The organism is Paenibacillus tyrphae (genome assembly GCF_000722545.1).
GTDB lineage: Bacteria > Bacillota > Bacilli > Paenibacillales > NBRC-103111 > Paenibacillus_G > Paenibacillus_G tyrfis.
In genome coordinates, this window is record NZ_JNVM01000044.1 from 44,207 (window position 1) to 67,517 (window position 23,311).

A 23,311-nucleotide genomic window follows, 5' to 3' on the forward strand; every position below is an offset into this window, starting at 1 on the left:
ACTTTTTACTCCCCATCTAAAGCCCCTTCCCAACGACAAATGGTCGGTTTGATCTATGTGGTACTTACTCCTCGTTTTACTCCAATTTTCTAGAAAGTAGGTAATTTTGTGTCACAATACTACAATGTAGGGAGATTTGTGCATTTTTTGCTGACACAAATCATCCAACGACAGCAACAGCTAACTGCCAAGATAAGCCATCTTGACCTGCTCACTGGAGGCTAACTCCTCCGGCGTGCCGGAAAGGACCACGCTGCCTGTTTCAATAACATAAACGCGGGTGGCGATGGATAACGCCAGATTGGCGTTTTGTTCCACCAGCAGAACAGTCGTGCCGTTGCGATTGATTTCTTCGATAATGGCAAAAATCGTTTTCACAAGCAGCGGCGCAAGCCCCATGGAAGGCTCGTCAAGCAGCAGGAGCTTGGGGCGCGCCATCAGCGCCCGTCCCATAGCTAACATTTGCTGTTCACCGCCGGACAGCGTCCCGGATAACTGCTTGCGACGCTCATGCAGACGCGGGAAGAGTTCGAATACTTTTTGCAAATCATGCCGAATACCCATTGTATCTCTTCTGACGAAGGCACCCAATTCCAAATTTTCCAACACGGACATATTCGCAAACACACGGCGGCCTTCCGGTACATGAGAAATTCCTGCTTTGACAATATCTTGCGCCGTCTTCCCGTTCATCGAAACGCCGGTATAATGGATGGAACCTCGGTTAGGCTTTAGCAGACCGGAAATCGTTTTCAGAAGCGTGCTTTTGCCTGCCCCGTTGGCTCCGATCAAGGTAACAATTTCTCCATGACGAACATCCAGCGTGACCCCTTTCAGAGCTTGAATATGCCCGTAGTACACATCAATTTCCTCCACGTTCAACATGGTTACTTGCTACCTCCTCGCCCAAGTAGGCCTCGATCACCTTGACATGGTTGCGGATGTCCTCCGGCGTTCCTTGCGCAATAAGCTGTCCGTGATCCAGTACGTAAATCCGCTCGCAGATGCCCATGACCAGCTTCATATCGTGCTCAATCAACAAAATCGTCAAATCCAGTTCATGGCGGATAAACGCGATCAATTCCATGAGCTGGCGCGTCTCTTGTTGATTCATGCCTGCCGCAGGTTCGTCCAGCAAGAGCAACTTGGGCCCGGCGGCCAACGCCCTGACGATTTCCAGACGGCGCTGTTGTCCGTAAGGCAAGTTCTTAGCCGTTTCATGCATGCAAGTTTCCAATTGGAACATCCGTAGAAATTGAATCGCCTTCTCTTCCATTTCTTTCTCCCCGGCAAAATGGGACGGAAGCCGCAAAATAGAGCTCACCATCGAATGCTTGGCCAAGGAATGGTAGGCGATTTTCACGTTGTCCAATACGGAAATCTCATTAAAAAGGCGAATATTTTGGAAAGTCCGGCTAATGCCCATGCGGGTAATTTGATAAGGAGCAAGACCGTTCAGTCGCTTTCCTTCAAGTAAGATTTCTCCTTCTGTCGGTACGTACACTCCGGTCAACAAATTAAAACTGGTCGTTTTTCCGGCCCCATTCGGTCCGATAAGCCCTACCAGCTCGCCTTTGCGGATTTCCATATGAAGACCGGAAACGGCTTTCAACCCTCCAAATTGCATGCCGACACCGCGAACGTGGAGCAATGGGTTATTTTCCATACGCATCCCTCCGTTTCATCGCCGTCCACTTGCGCAAGTATGAGGTCATTTCCGTGGTCCCCATCAATCCCTGCGGCCGATACAGCATGACAACGATCAGGATGACGCTGTAAATAATCATTCGCGTTTCCGGATAGCCTTGCAGGAAGGTGGACACAATGGTCAGCAATATCGCCGCCAAGACGGCACCCGACAAACTGCCCAGCCCCCCCAGAACGACAAAGATTAAGATGTCAAACGACTTCAAAAACCCGAAATTTGTCGGTTGAATCATATAAAAGTTATGGGCATACAGCCCGCCGGCAATTCCCGCGAAAAACGAACCGATCGTAAAGGCGACCACTTTGTAGTACGTGGTGTTGATCCCCATCGCATCGGCGGCAATTTCATTTTCACGGATCGATATGCATGCCCGGCCATGTGTTGAATTCGTAAAGTTCATAATAACCAGCATGGTCATAAAGAGACATAAAACCGTCGTTGTCCAGGTTGTCAAATGCGCGACCTGCATGCCGGCCGCGCCCCCGACATATTCCATGTTAATGAATACGACCCGAATAATCTCGCCGAAACCCAGCGTGGCAATCGCCAAATAATCGCCCTTCAGGCGCAAGCTCGGTATGCCGATCAGCAAGCCTGAACATGCAGCCACGGCTCCTCCGGCTAGCAATGCGGCAGGAAATGGAAGATGAAATTTCATGGTCACAATAGCAGCGACATAGGCGCCAACAGCTAAAAAACCGGCATGGCCGATAGAAAACTGCCCCGTTATCCCAATGACCAGATGCAAGCTGACGGCTAAGATCATATTGATCGCGATAAAAATCAAGGCATTCGTATAAAAAGGGGTTAACCATTCCACGCTGATCAGCAATTGAACGATGCCATAAATGACTGCAGATAGAATGAGAAATAACCAAAATGATGCCTTATTTTTCATCACTATGCGCCACCTAAACTTTCTCTCGCATATTTTTCCCCAGCACGCCAGACGGTCTGAAAATCAGGATCAAAATAAGAATAATAAAGGCTGCGGCATCTCTCCACGGAGAATAGCCCAAAGCGCTTACAAACGTTTCTACCGTTCCCAGCACGAGGCCGCCGATGACGGCACCGGGAATAATGCCGATGCCGCCCAGAACAGCGGCAACGAAAGCTTTGAGCCCGGGGACGACGCCCATCAACGGTTCTATTTTCGTATAGTACACCCCGAAGATAACGCCTGCTGCTCCTGCCAGTGCAGAACCGATGGCGAAAGTAGCCGATATCGTCCGGTCTACATGAACGCCCATCAAACGTGCTGCTTCCGCGTCATGAGATACGGCGCGCATCGCCTTGCCAATTCGGGTCCGATACACCACCCATTGCAAAATGATCATTAAGACGATAGAAATCAGCAAAATATACAGCGATTGGCTGCTGATCGTGGCGCCAAAAATAGTAAAAAACTGATTTGGGAATGCGCTCGGGTAAGCTTCAGGTTGGGCGCCACGAAGATAAATCGTGCCATATTCAATAAGAAGCGATACGCCGATTGCCGTAATCAACGAAGCGATTCTCGTCGCGTTCCGCAGCCGCTTGTAGGCGACCTTTTCAATCAGCACGCCAAGAATTGCGCACACCACCATCGAGAGCAGCAAAGCGGGGACGATGCCCACGCCCCATCCCTTAATTGCATAGAAGCCAACAAACGCACCAATCATGAAGACATCGCCATGCGCGAAATTAATCAGTTTGATAATGCCATAAACCATCGTGTATCCCAGCGCAATTAACGCATAAATGCTCCCGAGCGAAATGCCGTTGACAATTTGCTGTGCCCAGTCCATCACACTCAACCTCCGAACCGCTCAGACTCGAATTTGATTGATCTTCAAAAAGCGCAACGGGAGGAGGCCCCTCCCACGGCCCTGTCGAATGCTTTATGGATTCACTTTAGTTCTAAACGTTTGCTTCCCATCTTTATATTCCAGCACAGTTGCCGTCTTGATCGGATTGTGCTGCTTATCGAGCGTAATTTTGCCGGTAACCAACAGCAAATCTTTCGTTTGCGCTAAAGCGTCCTTAATTTTGCTTCCGTCGGTCGAGCCCGCGCGCTTGATGCTGTCCGCCAACAAATAGACCGAATCGTAGCCCAAGGCGCTAAACCCATCCGGAGCTTTGCCGCTGTACTTGCCTTTGAACGCTTGGACAAAATCCTGAATCATCTTATCCGGGTCTTCGGACGAATAATGATTGGCGATATACGTATTATTCAAAGCAGCGGCGCCAGCCAAATCCACTAATTTGGGAGAATCCCATCCGTCAGCTCCGATAAGCGGTATGGTAATTCCCAATTCGCGTGCCTGCTTCACGATCAAGCCCACTTCTTCATAATAGCCGGGGATAAAGATCGAATCCGGGTTCAGCGATTTAATGCGAGTCAATGTCGCGCGGAAATCGGTGTCCTTCGCGACATACGCTTCTTGGGCAACGATCGTCCCTCCGGCCTTCGTGAACGTTTCTTTGAAAGAAGCCGCCAGCCCTTTCGCATACTCACTGGCGCTGTCTGCAAAGATAGCCGCCGACTTCACCTTCAGTTCGCCGGCCGCAAAGTTGGCGGCAACGCGACCTTGAAACGGATCGATAAAGCAGGTCCGGAACATATAATCGTTGACGCTTCCGTCCGCTTTCAGTGTGATATTCATACTGGTGCCTGTTGGCGTCAGAAGCACGGTTTTGTTATTGGTTGTGACTTGCGTCTGCGCAACCGTATTGCCGCTAGTGGCTGCGCCGATAATAGCTGCCACCTTATCTTGGCTGGTCAATTTGATCGCCGCATTGGTTGCTTCAGCCGCATCCGACTTATTGTCCACTTTGATGACTTCCAATTTCTTACCGTTAATGCCGCCGCTTTTGTTCAAGTTTTCAACAGCCAGATCGATACCCTCGGCAATCGACTGACCGTATGAAGCTACCGGGCCGGAAAGCTCTAAGTTAGCTCCGATTTTAATAACGTCCCCTACTACCGCATCGCCCGACTTTCCCGTCTCTCCTTGCGTTCCCCCGCATCCCGCTACGAGTCCCGCTAGCGCGAACCCCATTAGCAGATGCAGCGCTTTTTTCCTAGTTCCTTTTCCCACACGTTGCTGTTTCATAAATACCCTCCTCTTGGCGTTCCATTCCCCATTGGTGCAAGCGCATGTGTAAAAACATGCAGTTGTTCTTAATACTATTATTCAGCGCGAACAACTAGTACTACATCCAATGGTTTATTTCATGAGGGATTTGAAGATTATCATTATTAGCTATGTAGACGGAACCAAAATTGAAATATCGGCAATCGGTACATCGTCTTGACCTCAAACGGTTATCGAAACAAGAATAGGTTCCGATAAAATAAAAAATCCGCGATTTACGCGGTATTTAATCGGACTATATTCTTGTTATCCGACACCGTTTTCGTATCCAGCAACAAGGAATTATTGCCGCTCGGCGTCCCCTTCGTGCCGGTATCGATCTCCACACGTTTTGCCGCGTCATTCCACTTATAAATTACTCCTGTCAGGTCTCCGAGCTTCACCAGCGGAACGTATGTGCTGCCCTCATAATTCAGGATCGGAGCTGCGGCATCCTTAAACTCTTTTCCATTTACAACAATGGGATAAGCAACTTCGGTTAAAATATATTTCTTATTACCTTTCGTTGGGATATTGGAATATGCACCATGTTTAAAGGATATAAAAGCTGTAATATTTTCTTCAGATAGAAAATTCATAGCTGTAGCATGTACGATGCTCTCTTCAATATCGAATTGCGGATGATACTTCAGGATCTATGTTATTTATTGCAAGTGAGGAGTTTTCTAATGAGAATAAAACTTGCATTTCATCATCATTTCTTTTATTAAAAACCCTTTGGAATATGGAGTCCCTCTCTTTCATCGTCCCAAGCAATAGAGCTAATTTTCCAACTATCATATGTTTTAATAAATTGGATAGTTTTCATACCATGCGTCTCAAATGATATCCCTGAAAGCACTCCGGATTTTCTATAATGACTAAACCGATGGGCAATATTGCCGAATATTTCAGTTCTATCGGAAACCTCTTCTTCCTCAAAATCAGTCAGCGTACCTTCATTCAAAAGCTTCTCACGCGGCGCAATAAATTGTTCGAGATTATAAATCTCAGGGGTGCTGCCAGTATTTTTTATTACTATGCCTTCTGGAATAAACAATTTGTATAAACCATTCACATTTGGTTTGAGTCCTTCTTTATTTGTAAAGGAATCATAGAACAATTTTGTTATCGTATCGAGTTTTTCCTTGTCCAACATCTCTACGCCCTCCCAATGAAACATGCATTTTATCAACTAAGTGTTTATTTCCTTATTTCAAAACGCCATTCTTGCTTAACGGAGTTTGCTTTGCGCTTCCGCCCTTTTTGCATCCTTTTCTGGTTTTATCTCGTTTATTGCACTTCAATGATTCTCAATAATACCTTCCAAAGCCTCATCAGGATCTTCAACTAAAATCAAGTTTCCATTAACAAATGTAATGAGAATCTCGTGATTCAAACTTCCCAATATAAATGCTGTTTGATCCTTCCTCAATTATACAAAAAATCCAGGTTCTTTTCATTCTAATCTTTTTTATTTCCGAACACCGAGTTACATTGGAATAATCTAATTCCAAAGGTCGTCTGAATTTACGTACTTGCTCGGAACCCTAAGATCCATCGCCATTCGCTTTCAACAGGACCCTATGGACTAGAGTTCAGGGTTGTAGAGACCTCGTACATGCCTTGCAGGTTATCCTTCGTCATCGAGCCCTTCCAAACAACAGTTTTATAGGACTCTTTTCTGTGCAAAAAACTCCGCTACAAGGTAAGCGGATTGCGGAAAATTTAATCCAAGCTGCCATGCCCCTACACCCCTCAGACGATAACTGACGATGACCTGAAACTTTGCCGCGCGGGCCCGCGCATCTTCGAACCAAACAAAGTGCCTATGGCCTTCCGCATCCCAATAGGAAAAATGCGGTTGTTCATGAAGTGTGGAATATTGGATAGGTACTTCATATTGCATCGCTGTATTGGTAGCAGCTGCGACGGAGACGGCTTTGGCGCTAATCACGTTTCCGTTATCCATGGTCCAATCGTATCCATATCTCGGTACCCCCAGAATGATTTTATTCCGGTTCATCTGCCGAATAGCATAATCCAGTGTTCGCCGGATTTGATCGATCGGGGCGACTGGTCCGGGACCCGAATGTGCTTCGTGAAAATCGTAGGCCATAATGAAAACGAAATCGACGACCGAGCCGATTCCTCCATAGTCATATCCCGGATACTCGTCATCACTTCTTTTTACCGGAAGGGCAACCGATGTATAGTACCCCTCTGTCTTTAGACGCTCATTCAAAGCGCGTAAAAAACCGGTGTACAAATCTCTTTCATCTGCAGGTACACGTTCAAAATCAATATTAACCCCCGCATAATTTTTTTCTTTGACCAGCGTAAAGATATTGTTGATTAAGCGATTTCTGATTTCCGGAAAGTTAAGCACTTGTTTCGTCAATTCAGGACTAAACCCGGCTGGTGTCAAATTTGTGATCGTGGCCAAGGGGGCAACCCGGTTTTCCCGTGTAGCTCTTATCGCGACCTCATCGTCGAGCGTGCTTAGGCCGCCCCCTTCAGTTACGCGATATCCGAAAATGCCAAAATAAGTATTATAAGGGGAGAAGGTGCGGGCTGTAGATTCGGTTTCTTCGGGAGTGGTCGGAATGAGATAGCTCAAGCCTTCTTCCGGGTATTTCTCTCGCGGCGGTAAATAAAGCTCCATTCCAATAAGTAAAGTATCAGTTTGGAGCCCGTTCCACAAACGCAAAGTCGGCACAGGAATGAAGCTCATCCTAGAAATCTGGTACAACGAATCACCGGGTTGGACAATATAAACGTTCGATGGCACAATCAGTGCTTGGCCGGGGACTAGTGTAGCGTTTGTCAATCCGTTTACGATGCGAAGCGAATCGAGCGTAACGCGATACTTTCTGGCAATGGAAAATAGAGAGTCCCCATACTTTACATCATAAACAAACATTTGGATTTATCCCCCTTAAAAATGAGTCTTCCTTCCATCTTATTCAGAGACAGCTAGCTTAAAGAACAGCGCAGGCGGCCATTAAAGAATGGTGCAATCTTGGGGCAGTACCAGCAAAGCTGACATCACCCGCAAAGTAGATGTAATTAAGTGGAAAATTTTTAAATGGCCGTGCGCATCATAAATGAATGTCGCACGGCCATTTTGGTTTATCGGAACCGATAAGATAATGGAATATCAGTGTTGCTGTTACGCTTTAGCCTCAATCCGGGCCAGTTCTTTTCGCATTAGAGGCGCAACCAAAATACGGCACAGTAACACGATCTTCTCCGCGACATATTCTGGATCGCCGACATACAGGTAAACGCGAAGTTTGCATTCCTCGTCGAACATCGCGCGGGTATATTGCCCGCCCTAACTGCGTTCGCGGCCGATTTTGTTCCTGATAGCTTGTGCCCCGGGGAAAAGCAGATCCCCTGCCTTTTCGGAAGTATCCGCAACGATGCCATGAGATTGTGTTGCCACCTGCAGCATACTCACATCATGCCCGGTTTTCTTCGCATCCTTTGTAAAGATTGATAAGCGGTGCGAAACGTTCAGGCCGACTCAGTGTTGCCGCCGGTTGCTCCTTGTATTATTTGATTATCAACATCGAACGGTAGCCTTCAATATTTTTAAATAACAAGTACGTGTTTAACGCAAGAATCAAATAGGCTGGAATACCGGAAGTAACATCCAAAGAGATATGGAACATGGTCATATTCACGGAAACCGGCATGAAGATAACCAAAGCTGCTCTGGCATATCGGTTAAAGAGGATAGCTAATCCGCATACGATTTTAACAACTGCGACGAAGGGGAAGAAATACCCTGCAGCGTTCATGGCGGCCATAAATGCGTTTGCCGATGCACTTGGATATTCCATATTTGTCGTAAGTCCGAATAACATTCCGAATCCAGAACCCACGATCATCAAACCAAAAATAATTCTTATTACCGTATAAATTTTACTATTCATTGATCTTCCCCGCCCTAAAATATTTTTTGATTGCGTAAGGAAAGCAAAGCTCGTGGAATTGCTACCTCGATAGCAAATCTTGCACGTTTTTCGATAGAGCCACCATAACGATCGACACGAGCATTGATGTTTCTGTAATAAATTGATGAATTAAATAACCATTTGCGCCATGATCCGTATAAATACCAGGTGACCTCATGTATCCTTGACCATCATCCGAAGGTTGTGTACCTTCACTAATTAGCAATCCCATAGATGCTCTTTGGGCATAATAAAGTGCACTAGGTTCACCCGGCGTTCCATCTTTTTATGCCCGGCTGCGAGTCATCGGGACCATGGCTAGACGGTGCGGCAGATTCATTTTTCCTACGGTTACTGGGCTCCACATTTTTTTATTTTCAGCACTCCTTCAAATCATAATTTGTTGCTGACCAAGACATAATATAAGAATCTCCGGTATCCACAACCAGGATGAAGTTGTACTTTGAGAAAATCGAAGAAACGCGACAAAGCTTGATTGGTACGAACGTCCACCATTTTCAGCCCACCAAGAACCCCACGTAAGTGCTCAGTAGCACATGAGTACCACCAGTTACGTTTCACATCTCTTCTCCGCTATCAAGCGCATTTTTCAATACATATACACTCGTTGCTCTTTTGAATTACCTCGCCACCCCCAAGTTTATATTTGCATCCTATAGAGAAAAGTGTAGAATTATAAGAAACAGAACATATTGAGGAGCGAAATAGTCCGGGCCCTCACTATTTGCTTTTTTAGATTACAGCTTTCATTATTTTTTGTCAAGGAGTCTTCAAAATGACCATTTATGATACCAGTGTACCGAAATCAGCGGAACTCATTCATCTTCTTCGTCACGCTGCCCATTATATTCAGCAGGAATTTGAAGCCGAGCTTACAAATCTAGATTTGCCATTCCAACTTTCCGGTACTCGGCTTCGACTGCTGCTTACCATATGGCGCGCGAATGCGATCCGCATGAACGAACTCGCAATCAAATTAGGTGTAAAAGCGCGAACGATAACTGAACACATAGACGCACTTGAGCGCTATGGGCTCGTTACTCGAGTTCCCGATCCGAATGACCGCCGTGCGACGCTGCTTCAGCTTACAAAGGAAGCACTAACCCACATCGATCAATTAAAAGACATTCCAGAGCAAGTTTCAAAGATATTGTTGCAAAAGTTTTCCGATGAGCAGCGGATACAGTTTTACGAACTACTCACCTTATTATTTAACGGCAAGGAATTTGATTTCGATTGTTAACTTTACTACCTTAGATAGGAAAGTGACGATTCGATTCCATATTTACATAAAACAAACTCAAGAGTTCCTACATAACAAAATAAAAGCCTGATTTAATCAAGCTTTATCAATTTCAGTTATGTAGGAACTTTTGTATCGTTGGACATTAGCGTCATATATTAATATGCGCCTTTTTTTACACTGTAAAAAATAAGTTTGGGGGCCACGGGCTGTTTAACTATAAGATATATGCCATGTTCATATCCGGGATTGTCTCATAAATGGAATAAGCTTTTTTGATAAGCAGAATAATATCAAATGATCTCGAAGAAAATTAACATGGCGGTAACCTCCTATAGCCTCCGTATCCTTAAAAAATAGCGCATTTATTAAACCCTCATAAATCCTCTTTTTCAAAAAACTATCCGCCAAAACTGCGGTTTTTTATTTACCAAAGGGCAGGTTGTTTTTACACTTTGCTTTATTGCATTGTCATTCCATGTAAGTAAGTATTTACTTATTTACATTGCGTACCCTTATACAAAACTGGTATTGCCGCTGCTATAAGGATCATGCCCATAAAAGCGGGTGCGGCATGACCAAGTGATACATAGATTTGACCTCCAATGATAGGCCCAATTATTCTTGCTAAAGCCTGAATAGATTGGCTACCTCCTTGAATCCTTCCTTGTTCACTAGAATCGACAGACTTGGAGAGCATCCCATTGAATGAAGGCCCGAAGATCGAATCGCCAAAACCAAATATAAACATTCCAGCGATAATAAGAAGATAGAATGAGAACAAAGCCGATGCTGCAATAAGACTGTAGCCTATAATCTCCGAAACCATTCCAAGAATTGCTATCTGTGCATCACTAAGTTTTTTCAAAAGCTTTGGCATTATGAAACCTTGGGAAATGATGTCTTGGACGCCCATAATTGAAAACATAAATCCGATTAGTACAGGCGCCCAATTGAAAGTATCTATTGTAAATTGTGAAAAAACGGCCTGTAAAGATCCGTTGGGTATCCAAATTAAGAATGCTGAGACAAGTAGCCTTTTTAAGTTTTTCGTGGAAAGTACGTTTACAAGCTGTATGAATGGATTCAGTCTTACAAAGGAAATCTTTTTCAGTCTATTATTCTTGTCAAGGCTCTCAGACATAAATAAGAATCCATAAACAACATTTAATAAAGTTATTATTGCACCAAAATACATAGGTGCAGAATAGCCAAACTTGGCAATCAACCCGCCTAGAGCTGGGCCAATGGCGAGCCTACGCCTGCAACCGCACTCACCCACCCAAAGTATTTGGTGCGCTGTTCTCTAGGAGTGATGTCTGCAAAATATGCGAAGAGAGTGCTTATGCTCCCGCCTGCTATACCTTCTATTATGCGCCCAGCAAATAGTACCCGTAGAGCTCCTCCCATGCCAAAAACGAAATACCCGATTGCGGAACCCAAAAGGCATACTAAGAGTAATGGACGACGGCCATATCTGTCGCTCAAAGCTCCAAGTCCGGGGGCCGCAAAGAACACGCAGACTGCATAAACAGACGTCAGCAGTGTAACAACTATAGCTTGATCTCCCGGATTGCTTATATAAGGCTGCACTAAGAATGGGACGACAGGTGTTATGATACTGAAGCCTATTCCGCAAAGAAACACAGACATAAGACCGAATATTAACGCCTTTTTATCTACGGCTTGTTCTGTGTTCTGTTCATTGTGTGATCTGAATTTGAACACTTAAATTCTCCCCTCAAAAGTAATGATTTCGCTTCCTTGGAAACAAAATCATCGTATCATGGTTTTGCTTCCTTGGCAACAAAATAATTGCAATAAAAATGCAGCCCGTTCTGAATAGAGTTGGGCTGCCTGTGTTTTCATTTTCATTATTCAAATTTATTCCGAAATAACATCTATACCCTGCTTCTTTATTTCTGCATCCAAATGCCTGCTATACTTTTCCATGAAGCTAAGCATACTATCAAATTGTTCCTCGGTTACCTGCTCAAATACGGCTTTATCCCGCTCTTCAAACTCTTTGTGCAGTTCCTCATGGATTTTATCAATTACTTTCCCTTGCTCAGTAAGCCTAAAATAAATTTCTTTCTTGTTATCCGGCTTCTGGTAGCTTTCGATAAGGCCTTTTTTTATGAGCTTCTTCGTTATTTTACTTATGGCACCGGTAGTCATATAAAGGGACTCCGCAAGTTTTGTCACGTTGGAATCTACATTTCTTTCAATGTATTCGATGCAATGTACTTCAGAAGGCTTATAACCCTTAAGACTGTCTTCCATCTTAAACTTATTAAGCCATACCATCTTGTTGAATAAGTCCCTGAAACCCATTATGACCTGTTCTTTTTTGTTCATGGCCTGTCCTCCCACCCGTTGGTGCAATAACAATATTTTATAATGGAACTGACCTTGTTCCTCGGTATATTCTATTCATAAGAATAAAAACCTGCAGGCGGGAAGCGTGAAAAGGGGTACACATTCCCCGCACGGAAAAAGGGATTAAGTTAATTATCTATGGTATATTTATTATAAGCAACATAGCATAATAAATCACCCCCATCTATATTTTATGGCATATAAAATGAGCGAATTCTCTGAATCAAGAATCCGCTCATGCAGTTGTGTGTTATTCCTAATTGTCCTTTCGATACATTCGCAAGTTCTTGAAGTGCGCCTCGGAATAATTGCCCTTCGAAATTCCGTTGTTGTACGTTCCGTTCTTGAAGTACCATTCACGGTCAGTAGTATTGTACTGTCGAGTTTTTACTAAAACATCGTTGATCCAGATGCGTCCTACACCAGTTGCAGGATTAAAGGCACATTTGAGATTAAACCAAGAGCCTGCCATGTTTGTCGCGATGTTAGTAGAATCGCCATTGTTACGAATGCTGCCATCGGCCGTTGCCTGAATATAGATCGGTTCGCCGCCAGTATTGCTCTTGATCTGCATAATGGCGGTCTTTTCCGTTCTAGGCTCGAACATGACGTCGGCCTCCCACATATTGTCTTTGTTTTGATCGGTCCAATTATTCCAGCGCATCTCAGCCCGCTCCTCACCTGCGTAAACCCGGGTAGTATAAACACCATTTTCGATCCAAAATCGTTCGGACATAGGCGCTTTTGTCCTGTTCTGTACATAATAAGAATTAGTGTCCCAAGGTATCTCGGTCCAGCCCGCCGTAACTGTACTGCCAGTTATAACAATGCGGTCCAAATCCGGCGAATTCGCCGCATTATTGTAAAACTTAATCGTATTGGTTCCGGCATTCAACTGTACCGTCACAGAAGTTTTTACAGGGGTGCCCCAGCTTGAACCGCTCAGCGTTTTTTGCGTTCCTGCTCCACCATTGACACTGATGTCAAAGTCTCGCGTACCGTTTACTAGATAGTAGATATCCATATTGTACGATCCGTTATTAATTACATTGACATTCTGTGTCACATAATTCGTCGAGCCGCTGCCAATATGCCCAACCTTGAAACCGCCGGAGCAAGCCGTACAAGTAACTGAGTTCGCCGTTCCGCTCATGGTTCCGTTTTCCGCCTCATACGACGTGGAATCCGCATTTACACGTTCCGGCGACGCTAAGTAAACAGTTAACAAAAAGAATACACCCAGACAAAAGACTAAAAACGTGTGGAAAAGCTTCGTTCTCATTAATAAATTACCTCCCCTTAATTATGGTTTTCGCTAAACAAAGCGTTGGATTGCTTTATTTTTCTTCCCCCTCACGGGCGCCTCATCCACCCTCCATTTGCCATCATTTTACTTATATACCTTATTAATGTGTATGTTTATTTCTCACTTCTGTTTGGAGTATACTAACATTCCATCACATTTACATCTTAGTAGTAATAATTACTGAAACGATGCAATCTACACCCACCGTAATATCCAATGAATAAGCCTTTAGTGCAAGTTAATAGCGATTCGAATGCTGAAACATTTGGAGAGAAGTTCTATAAATTTCAAAAAGAAAAGTCAAGCAATCAACGTAAATTGGATATCTTGGCTCTTAAAAAAGCTACATATGAAGAAGGCTCACTAAAAATCAACAGCCATTCTTCTTTATCGAGTCTAGTCAAATGCAACCCTTCCTTCATACAAACGAACTGAATATTCGTAATTTCTTTCGTCTAAAAACAAAAAGTCGCGGTTTACACGACAATCCTGGGTAATAGGAACAGGTTGATAGTCCATAAAACACCTTAACTATCCATTTATAGTATATTATTAAAAAATATTACTGTATTTTATGCAATCTTTTTTACTTGTTGTCATAAATGACAAGAACTTGATCCCATTCCCGACCGACAAAACAAAACACAACATCGCGGTCAAAATAATTGTCCTCAGCGCGATATACAGAAAGCTCTACCGCTGGCTTCAGCGATAGAACTTAAATTGTTTAATGTTCACATATTCTTATCAATCGATGAGTCCCGCTTGCAGCAACACGTCATCTCCGCGCGGGTTAAGGACTTCCGAGGACGCAATTCATCGCCGTAACCCTTCACAAGGCCGGAGTGTATGGCGGTCCGCAGCGCTTCAGACGACCAACTGCCAATTTGATTGCTGTCCGTATAAACGGATAATTCCCCCACCCTCCCCGCCACGGCTTTAATAAATCGTGTATAAGCCGAGTCAAACAACTGCGTTTATTGTAGTAGCCTGATCGTCCCCCAAAAGCAACTTTAGTTGCTTGAAGGGGAACTATTATTTCCAATATATTAATCAGTGAAGGAGGCGATTCCCAATAGCTAAGCAACAGGAAAATCAAGTTCCTGTTGAGTTCCAATGCAACTAATTCGCAATGCGACTCAAGAAAACAGGGAAAAGAAAGGGGAATTTTATAATGACTGCAACTTCGGGAACGTTCAGCGTTATTATTTCGTCAGATCCTCAGTATCCTTGGTACGATGACACCTTGCCCTACGGCCTGACGACAGAAAGTCAGATTAAGGAGAATTCCGAACGGCAAATATCTCAGCAATACGAGAGTATGAACGAATTTGCGAAGCAGCGCCGAGGGAACGGAAGCCCTTACCCCGTGCAGGGGGTGCTCATCAACGGCGACTTGACTGCCTTCGGAAAAGACTGGCAGTTAGATAAGTACAAGGAACTGCTCGGCAAGCTTGAACTTCCTTATTACCCAGGCCTCGGAAACCATGATTATGCGAACAACGTGGACGATAGCATGAACAACAACTGCGCGACGCGTATGGTTGATTTTATGTACGGATGGCTGAGACTGCACGCGGGAATACTCAACTACGATTTCGATGAACGTTCTTATTACAAATTTCCGGAAAATCGTGTCGATTATACGGGCAGTCTCGCTTATTCCTTCAACATCGGCAAAGTTCACTTCGTCCAACTTCAGAATTTCCCCTCGTATGCGGACAATTGGGATTCTTGGAACTTCGGATCGGCCCGCAGAGATTTTTACTTCATTAAATCATCCCTCGCGTGGCTCAAGAACGATCTGGCCACTGCTCGCAACAGAGGCGACGTCATTATCGTAAGTCTGCACGACTACCATGACAATTTTATCGAACCGGCTCTGACCGAGTTCAACGATATTGTTGCCAAATACGGCGTGTCTGCGGTGTTCGCCGGACATATTCACGCCGATTGCAAAAAGATGGGCACCATCGGGAATTCGAATATTCCCTATTTCCGCTCAGGCGCAGCTTCCTTTCAGGACTATCTTGTAGCCGATATCGACACGGAACAGAAGAAGATGATCGTCCGCAGAAGGGCAAATCCGTCGACAGACGGCGTGTACGACTTCACCGGGGACCCTTGGGAAGTCGCCCTCAGCGATACGATTCCGAATCCCCCAATGCCTGTCCCGCCTAAGGAGGGTCATGTCACATTTTATAGCAAAGGTGGTTTCGTAGCGCGTTTCGAACTCCATTATACGTATGGCGGAGAAACGTTGACCTTCAAAACCGGCGATATGCCGAACGGCAATAAGAAAACGTACTACATTCCACCGGATGCAACGGATGTTTGGGTTATCGGTCAGGAACAGACAGGCTTAATCTGGGAAGGATGGCGAACTGTCTTCGATCTCAAGTTCCCATCGCCGCCAAACAACTGCTTCAAACTGTACGGCACTACCTTGAATCCGAAATGGAATAACGACTGCGGCTAATATCGAGAGCCGATAGCGTATATCCTGCCCGCACCCAAAAAACGCCGTCACGTTAAAGTGACGGCGTGATGCTGTTTCTTTGACATCAATAATTTGACTTGTAAGTTTGTCGGTTTATTGAGGCGTCAATCCATTTACGACTACTACAACAAATATAGCTCTTTGGCTCTGGACACTGCTTGTACGCGGTTTTTCACCTCTAACTTTTGGTATAGATGGTGAGTATATCGCTTGACCGTTCCATCCGAAAGATGTAGAATGCGGGCAATTTCATCGTTGGAGCGTCCTTCGGCTATGAATCGTAATATTTCTTGCTCTCGATTCGTGAGCGTGACATCTTGCAGATTTTGAGATTCGGGTTGGATGCCCAACAATTGATGCGCATAAGCTAGGCCGGATTTGCTAAGCAGATCCGTTAGCGGCTTCCCTTCATCTATAAATATACGAACATAACCTTCCGCTGCCGCCAGATGACAAGCTTCTTCTAACGCTTTCATGGCGCTTAACGATTTGCCTGAATCCTTATAAGCCAGCGCAAGCATAAGAGCAATTTCAATCCGGCTGCCCAATCGGTTCGCCCGTACAACATCTCTTTCCAACTGCTTCAGCAGCCGAACGGCATGCTCCGTCCGTCCCTGCTTCAGCAGCAGACGCACGACAGTCAATATTTCATATTCCCTTGCGACGTTCGGTTTGTCTATCGACTGAAGATTGCGCCACTCCATCCAGCGCAATCCCGTATCCACGTCGCCTTGAACAAGCCGCAAGCGAACAAGACGGGCTTCCAGCATTAGCAGCCAACGCTTGGACGGATATGTTTCGATATGACGAATCATTTCTTGTATCGTTCTTTCGGCTTCGCCCCATTCTCCCCTTGCCTGAAAAATTTTCGATAACAATATAATACCGGGGGTTACAAACTCCAACACTTGCGGCGAAAAGTGAACGGCTAGTGCATGCTCCAGAATACGCTGCGCTTCATCCAGCAAGTTCCATTCATAGTACACATCGGCGACAAGAACGAAACCATAATCCTGCAGCACTAATTGCGCCTGATTTTTGTCGGACTCTGGTACTTTCGAAAGTTCTATGACTTTATGCAGCCGGCCACCGAAACCTAAAGGTCCGCGGTAAAGGAGCGGCTCGCTCAGATTGGTGACCTTTACAATCGAAGCCGTATCTGTCAGCTCGTTCATCGTTGCGTTTAAATGATCAATTAGTGCATCGATGTTACCCTGGTAGAACGCGATTGATGCCCGGAACAGACCCATCTGCTGCTCCATGTCTTTAATTGCTTCGGGGGGCAGATCTTTTTTGGTTCCAAGTAGCTGTAGAGCCTGATCCATCAAGTTCATCGCTTCCTCGATACAGCCCGATTGCGCAAGCGCCCCTGCATGGAAATGAACCAGATTAGGATGATCCACTATATCCCGGAGGGTAAGTTGTCCCAGCCAATGCAGCAAGGCCGCTTCGTCTCCGTTATGGATAATGACGTGCAAATGCCGATCCATGCATTCAGCGGCAGCGGCGTGATCACCTGCTTGAAACGCATGACCTATCGATTCCATAAAAAGTCCATTTTGATCCAGCCATCGATATGCACGCCTATGAAGCACCTCAACTTCGATGCGGTTTAGCTTATTGTTCAGCCGGTCTCTCAGCATTTCGCCGAACAGCTGGTGGTACCGATACCAGGTGCGGGTATCATCCAGCGGATTAAGGAACATATGGCCACGTTCAAGGTCTGCAAGGAACTTCAAAGCGTTGCTCTGGTCCGTGACGGCTTCGGCTAGCGATGCGCAAATGCTGGTCAATATTGACGTTTGCAGCAAAAAGGCTTGCAGTTCTTCCGACTGACGAGCCAATACCTCGTCTACCAAGTAATCGATAATATATCGATTACTGCCAGAGAACGATTCGATAAACGCCGAGGCGTCGCTTCTCCCTTCTATCGAAAGAAATGCAAGGATTAGTCCGGCCACCCATCCTTCCGTTTTTTGTTCCAATATCGTCAAATCACTAGGGGAAAGCAGAACATTCATCGACTTTTTCTGTAGCGCCTGAATTTCTTTTAGCGTGAAACGCAAGTGACTTCCATCGATCTGCACCATTTGTTTGCTTATTCGGAGCCGAGGCAACGGTAGCGGCGGAATCGTACGGCTTATGAGGACAAGCCGTATATGCTCTGGCAAGTGTCTGATAACAAACGAGAGACTATCATGCACGGTGGAATTTTCAATGACATGATAATCATCCATTATGAGGACGCATGGTTCTGTAATTCGGTCAAGCTCCTGCAAGAAGAATGGAATTGCCGATTCCGCCGCATCACCTTTGAATGAATGTAAGATTGGCACCGCAATCGAGGTGAAGCCGGGAAATTGTTTGTCGATTGCGTAACTGACATCGATCCAGAAGCTGAGCAGTTCATTATTTCCCGAGTCAAGCGAAACCCAGGCCGCCTTTACGCAACGGTAATGAACCCATCCGCTTACCAGTGTCGTTTTCCCGAACCCTGCCGGAGCAGTAACGAGAGTCAGCCTGAACCGGCTGCTTTGATCAAGCATTTCTATTAATCGTGGCCGCAGGATATCATTCTCTGCTGACCGTGGAATGGTAACCTTTGATGCTAAAACTACTCGGCCCAAATCGTTCAAAGAAGCACTATTAAAATTCAAATTGTTGTTCATAGTTTGGTTATCACTCCAACCTTGTCTGCCAGTGATATCTCCCCCTCCCTCGACCCCTCGTACGGTTATTGGTGTTAGCATAAGTTAGTGGTTAGTTGACACTATCAAAAAAACCGCATGGGCAAACAGTATAATTTTAAAGATAGGATTGTGGAACTTTACTGAAATGGAAAGCTCGGGAAAGAAACTATGCTCGAATATGGGATTAGAAAAACAGCTCTATAAAGTAACTTGAGACCCAATAAAGTTGTAAATGTGCTGCGTCCGTTTGATCCGTTACAATTCTTCCTTGAGCTAGTCCATAGCTCCATCATCGACAAAACATACAGAGCAATGTAACAGAGAGACGAATGTTACATTTATTGAATTATAACACAATTAGAAATATAATATAATAATTACATTTTGAGTAAAAAAATATTAATATATAGGAGAAAAATAAAGAGAATTTTGGGCTCTTTCCTTTATATATCTTATTATCGATACCCAAGTAAAACCTCTTTTTCGCATTCTAGTTGAAGGATTCATGTCGAGGCCTTCGTTAATAGTAATTCTTTTACTGCTAAGTTACGACATTTTAGAATCGAGATCAAACTCCGCGAGGCAAACGATATATCACATTACAAAATATTTTCTATATCCTCTTTCGTCGGGAATGAGTCAAGTTCTTGTCAATTTCGGGAATGGATCAAGTTCTTGTCACCCGACAAGTCGGTTGCTTTTCATTAAAACACCATAGTTTGTTATGCAACCATTTTTGCTTCACAATAAAAATGAACCCAAGTGGTTGCATAACAAAAAAAGCTTGATTAACAAGGCGTTAAATGCAACCTAATTTAATTCACCGTACAATAGGCCCTTACATTCCATCGTCATACATATCCAAGGTGTGGACCGATTGCGTTTAGTGGACGGGTCTGAGCCCTTTTTGGGCAATAACTCGGTTCCCCGTGCTTTCTTTGTTCGATCCTGCTAGTGTTCCGTGGCGCATCCTATCTAGTCTTCTCTTCACCTTGGTAATCGGAACATACGCTTGTTACCCCTCCGGCTTTTTTGTTGTTATCAGCATAGCTTGATTATAATTACAATTCACGATCTATCCAATGGGTTCATCCATTTGAAATACCGATGACTGCAATCGCTCAGAAGTTGGTCGTGCATGACTGTAGATCGATGAACCATCGCTCTTTCGCAAATTTGATCTTAAATCCATCCCTATCGCCCCTTTATTCCTCTTCCTTTCTCAGACATTTATCTGATTTTGTCTCCTAACTACCCAAAATAGATGGATTGAATATATTTTTCAAAGAAAATTTTCATTAAAATGTAATAACGAAACCTTGCTTTTGATATCTAAAAAATGGATTCATTTACTGAGGAGGATTCTAATGTCTACAGTTTTATTTGTAAAAGCAAACTTCCGTCCAATCGAACAGGCTGTTAGTGTAAAACTTTATAAGGCTTTTCTCGATAGTTACAAAGAGTCTCATCCTGAAGATCTGATTATCGAACTTGATCTGTTCTCAGAAAATCTACCTTATTATCATGCAAATACACTTAACGGTATTTTTAAATTGGCGAAAGGTATGGAACTGAATTCAGAAGAAAAAGAAGCGACAGATACTGTGAATAAGTATCTAAAACAGTTTCTCGAAGCTGATAAGGTTGTATTTGCGTTTCCTCTATGGAACTTTACCGTACCTGCTGTGTTGCATACGTATTTTGATTATTTATGTCAAGCGGGTAAAACTTTCCGATATACTTCAGAAGGTTCAATTGGTTTACTCTCTGACAAGAAAGTAGCTCTCTTAAATGCGAGAGGCGGTGTCTATTCTGAAGGACCTACAGCCCCTTTGGAAATGGCCGTAAACTATGTAACGAACATGATGAATTTTTTTGGTGTAAAAGACCTTACAACAGTTATCGTAGAAGGCCACAATCAGTTCCCGGATAAAGCGGCAGAAATTATTCAAAATGGAATTGAAAGAGCAGCTAAAGTGGCAGAAGCTTTCTAATATGTTGGAAGAGGTTCAAAATCAAGTACGCGATTTGTAGTTTATGTGCTCAACTCTGTGGGTGATGTTCTGGACAATCGCCATTCCTCCCACAAGGTTGAGCACTTTTTTCGTTATTTCTTTTCGTTGTTTAGAGTAAACCAGCGTCGATTTCAGGATCGAAAAATATTTTCATTTACTAACTGATTAAAATATTGATCCATTTGCGTCAAACTCGCCCGATCCGGATTATTGCGCCACCATTCGCTTAAAGCAACCATTGTAGACACATGAAATATAGCTAACAAGTCATGCGGGATATCGATCGGTTTGGCATTTTGGATAAACATTAATGCATCTCTTCTCAAAAAACTCATCGAGTACGAATTCATACTGTCAAAGAACAGTTCATCGTTTCGCTGCGCACGAATTAATTGATGAGACTCGGAACCTTCAAAAAAATGATTAGACCAGAAAAAAGGATTTAAAATTCTTTTTTCTAATGGAATTTCCCAATATCGCTCCATTAATTGATTCAGTCCGTACTCCAGTAATCTAAACTTGTCATCGAAATGCTTATAGAAAGTGGAACGATGAACCATTGCGTTTTCGCAAATGTGATCTACAGTAATTTTGGAAAACCCCATCTTTTTTACTGTCATTAGCTCAAAAAGGGCCTTCCATAGCAATTGTATGGAGCGACGTTTTCTCAAATCCACCCCCATTACCCCCTCCATTCATCTCAATTTCTCAGACATTTATTTAATTCTGTCTCCTAACTGCCTGAACTAGATGTATTGAACGTATTTTTCAGCGCAAACGATCACTATAATGAGAAACGACTCGACATTTTATATCGCTCGAAAGGAAGGCAGTTACATGAACTTAGATTTAGAGAAAGTGAAACGAATGCCAATTATGGTCGCCCTCATGATGGGAGCCTTTGTGGCGACATTAAACGAAACGCTGCTAGGCAATGCCCTGCCTGTGCTGATGAAGGAGTTTCAGGTCGGCGCCACCACCATCCAGTGGCTAACAGCGGCTTACCTGCTCGTTGTCGGATCGCTCATTCCAATAACGGCTCTAATTCAGCAATGGCTTACTACAAGACAGCTTTTTTCGACTGCCATGCTTACCTTTTTAATAGGTACGATCGTTGCTGCAACGGCACCCACTTTTATGTTGCTATTAGCCGGACGAGTGATTCAAGCCATGGGTACGGGGCTAATCATCCCGCTGCTGATGAATACGCTGTTAAATATTTATCCCGCGGAAAAGCGAGGTTCGGTTATGGGCGTGCTCTTTTTAATATTTACATTTGCCCCTGCTATCGGACCTACACTTTCAGGCATTATTATTGATGCAATGGATTGGCGCTGGCTGTTCTATACCACGATTCCCATTACTATCATTTCCATCCTCTTCGGATATTACTATCTTGTAAATGTGACCACGATCACAAAACCCAAAGTTGACGTGCTGTCCATTATTTTATCGACACTAGGTTTCGGCGGCGTTGTATATGGATTCAGTGCTACAGGAAATGAAGGCTGGTCCGATCCGCAAGTTTATTGGTCAATTATTATTGGCAGCCTCGCCTTGATTTTATTCGCAGTTCGGCAACTGCGTATTTCGAACCCGATTTTGGAAATGCGTACCTTTCGATTTCCGTTATTCACTCTCTCGATTATCCTATTGATTGTTGTTATGATGGCGATGTTCGCAACCATCACCTTATTACCTATGTTTTTGCAAAGCGTGCTGCTGGTGACGGCATTTCAATCAGGACTCATGATGCTGCCTGGAAGCGTGGTAAATGGACTGATGTCTCCTGTTACAGGAAAACTATTCGATCGCTTTGGTGCCAGAGTCATAATTATTCCGGGTTTATTGATCGTCTGCGTTGCGATGTATCTCTTTAGCGGATTTACATTGGAGTCGGCAAGCCTGCAAATCATCTTAACGCACTGTCTCTTAATGCTAGGTGTGGCGCTCGTTTTGGTTCCCGTCCAAACCTATGGGCTGAATCAAATTACGCCTGAATATTATGCACATGGATCTGCTATTTTCAGTACGCTGCAGCAAGTTGCCGGAGCGATTGGTTCAGCACTGTTCATCGCGACCATGTCCGCGCGCTCCCGTAGCCATTTGGCACAGTCCGCCGATCCAAATGATGCGACCGAACAATTAACGGCATCAGTTGCGGGGTACAGCGACACGTTCATGCTTGGCTTCATCATTTCGATCATTGATAGCTCTCTTTCTAAGGAATAAACAAGCGGGTTGATTCACCGCTTCCGCTAATTATTGAACTGCCTTGCCGCAACGGGCAGGGCAGTTCTTTTTTCTCTCCCAAGTAAAAAGCGTGAGAGAGGTAAAAATACCAAACTCACACCTATATAAGTTGAACTAA

General features: G+C 44.3%; 18 protein-coding genes and 1 pseudogene. 4 read left to right on the top strand and 15 right to left on the bottom strand.

What is annotated here, in order from left to right:
• Window positions 1–180 precede the first annotated feature (180 nt).
• The 9 genes from ET33_RS32845 to ET33_RS32885 all read right to left on the bottom strand — a co-directional run bounded on the left by ET33_RS32845 (window position 181) and on the right by ET33_RS32885 (window position 8,765).
• A complete protein-coding gene (locus ET33_RS32845; protein WP_036692384.1) occupies window positions 181–885 on the bottom strand; it encodes an ABC transporter ATP-binding protein in 705 nt (234 codons plus the stop codon).
• Window positions 863–1,666 carry an ABC transporter ATP-binding protein gene (locus tag ET33_RS32850; RefSeq protein WP_036692388.1) on the bottom strand — a complete coding sequence of 268 codons (804 nt, stop codon included), beginning with the start codon at window positions 1,664–1,666 and terminating at the stop codon, window positions 863–865. The genes ET33_RS32845 and ET33_RS32850 overlap by 23 nt, the downstream gene beginning before the upstream one ends.
• On the bottom strand, window positions 1,656–2,606 hold the full coding sequence (locus tag ET33_RS32855; RefSeq protein WP_036692391.1) for a branched-chain amino acid ABC transporter permease: 951 nt from the start codon (window positions 2,604–2,606) through the stop codon (window positions 1,656–1,658). The genes ET33_RS32850 and ET33_RS32855 overlap by 11 nt, the downstream gene beginning before the upstream one ends.
• A 13-nt stretch (window positions 2,607–2,619) precedes the next feature.
• Window positions 2,620–3,495: a branched-chain amino acid ABC transporter permease gene (locus tag ET33_RS32860; RefSeq protein ID WP_036692394.1), complete on the bottom strand. Its 876-nt coding sequence runs from the start codon at window positions 3,493–3,495 to the stop codon at window positions 2,620–2,622.
• A gap of 93 nt (window positions 3,496–3,588) precedes the next feature.
• Entirely contained in the window at window positions 3,589–4,749 is a 1,161-nt protein-coding gene (locus ET33_RS32865; protein WP_088833792.1) for an ABC transporter substrate-binding protein, read from the bottom strand.
• Window positions 4,750–5,060: 311 nt separating this feature from the next.
• Window positions 5,061–5,423, bottom strand: a complete 363-nt coding sequence (locus ET33_RS32870; protein ID WP_036692399.1) for a stalk domain-containing protein — start codon at window positions 5,421–5,423, stop codon at window positions 5,061–5,063.
• Window positions 5,424–5,551: 128 nt separating this feature from the next.
• Window positions 5,552–5,983 (bottom strand): hypothetical protein, encoded by a 432-nt coding sequence (locus ET33_RS32875; RefSeq protein ID WP_051775962.1) that lies wholly within the window; start codon window positions 5,981–5,983, stop codon window positions 5,552–5,554.
• Window positions 5,984–6,493: 510 nt separating this feature from the next.
• Window positions 6,494–7,747, bottom strand: coding sequence for a glycosyl hydrolase family 18 protein (locus tag ET33_RS32880; RefSeq protein ID WP_036692401.1), 1,254 nt, complete (start codon window positions 7,745–7,747; stop codon window positions 6,494–6,496).
• A 634-nt stretch (window positions 7,748–8,381) separates the two neighbouring features.
• Complete coding sequence (locus ET33_RS32885; RefSeq protein ID WP_036692404.1) at window positions 8,382–8,765, bottom strand: DoxX family membrane protein; 384 nt, start codon at window positions 8,763–8,765, stop codon at window positions 8,382–8,384.
• 817 nt (window positions 8,766–9,582) lie between these two features.
• Between ET33_RS32885 and ET33_RS32890 the strand changes: the two genes are divergently transcribed.
• Window positions 9,583–10,050 carry a MarR family winged helix-turn-helix transcriptional regulator gene (locus ET33_RS32890; RefSeq protein ID WP_036692406.1) on the top strand — a complete coding sequence of 156 codons (468 nt, stop codon included), beginning with the start codon at window positions 9,583–9,585 and terminating at the stop codon, window positions 10,048–10,050.
• A 496-nt stretch (window positions 10,051–10,546) separates the two neighbouring features.
• On the opposite strand, the pseudogene ET33_RS32895 reads toward ET33_RS32890, so the two are convergent.
• The 4 genes and pseudogenes from ET33_RS32895 to ET33_RS40760 form a co-directional block, all read right to left on the bottom strand.
• A pseudogene (locus tag ET33_RS32895) lies at window positions 10,547–11,778 on the bottom strand (MFS transporter).
• A 156-nt stretch (window positions 11,779–11,934) separates the two neighbouring features.
• The gene (locus tag ET33_RS32900) at window positions 11,935–12,408 is read right to left on the bottom strand and encodes a MarR family transcriptional regulator (protein ID WP_036692410.1); all 474 of its coding nucleotides are present in this window, start codon (window positions 12,406–12,408) and stop codon (window positions 11,935–11,937) included.
• A 277-nt stretch (window positions 12,409–12,685) separates the two neighbouring features.
• Window positions 12,686–13,711 carry a CBM35 domain-containing protein gene (locus ET33_RS32905; RefSeq protein ID WP_036692414.1) on the bottom strand — a complete coding sequence of 342 codons (1,026 nt, stop codon included), beginning with the start codon at window positions 13,709–13,711 and terminating at the stop codon, window positions 12,686–12,688.
• A 758-nt stretch (window positions 13,712–14,469) separates the two neighbouring features.
• On the bottom strand, window positions 14,470–14,670 hold the full coding sequence (locus ET33_RS40760) for an S-layer homology domain-containing protein (RefSeq protein WP_407668127.1): 201 nt from the start codon (window positions 14,668–14,670) through the stop codon (window positions 14,470–14,472).
• 239 nt (window positions 14,671–14,909) lie between these two features.
• Here ET33_RS40760 and ET33_RS32910 point away from each other — a divergent pair, with 239 nt between their 5' ends.
• On the top strand, window positions 14,910–16,214 hold the full coding sequence (locus ET33_RS32910) for a metallophosphoesterase (protein ID WP_036692418.1): 1,305 nt from the start codon (window positions 14,910–14,912) through the stop codon (window positions 16,212–16,214).
• Between the two features lie 143 nt (window positions 16,215–16,357).
• Here the strand turns inward: ET33_RS32910 and ET33_RS32915 are convergent, their stop codons facing one another.
• Window positions 16,358–18,904 carry a LuxR C-terminal-related transcriptional regulator gene (locus ET33_RS32915; protein WP_036692421.1) on the bottom strand — a complete coding sequence of 849 codons (2,547 nt, stop codon included), beginning with the start codon at window positions 18,902–18,904 and terminating at the stop codon, window positions 16,358–16,360.
• Between the two features lie 1,388 nt (window positions 18,905–20,292).
• Between ET33_RS32915 and ET33_RS32920 the strand changes: the two genes are divergently transcribed.
• Window positions 20,293–20,919, top strand: a complete 627-nt coding sequence (locus ET33_RS32920; RefSeq protein WP_036692423.1) for an FMN-dependent NADH-azoreductase — start codon at window positions 20,293–20,295, stop codon at window positions 20,917–20,919.
• A 152-nt stretch (window positions 20,920–21,071) separates the two neighbouring features.
• On the opposite strand, the gene ET33_RS32925 is transcribed toward ET33_RS32920, so the two are convergent.
• Entirely contained in the window at window positions 21,072–21,617 is a 546-nt protein-coding gene (locus ET33_RS32925) for a TetR/AcrR family transcriptional regulator (RefSeq protein WP_161783587.1), read from the bottom strand.
• A 160-nt stretch (window positions 21,618–21,777) separates the two neighbouring features.
• On the opposite strand from ET33_RS32925, the gene ET33_RS32930 reads away from it, so the two are divergent.
• Window positions 21,778–23,172 (top strand): MDR family MFS transporter, encoded by a 1,395-nt coding sequence (locus ET33_RS32930; protein ID WP_036692454.1) that lies wholly within the window; start codon window positions 21,778–21,780, stop codon window positions 23,170–23,172.
• The last annotated feature ends 139 nt before the right edge of the window (window positions 23,173–23,311 follow it).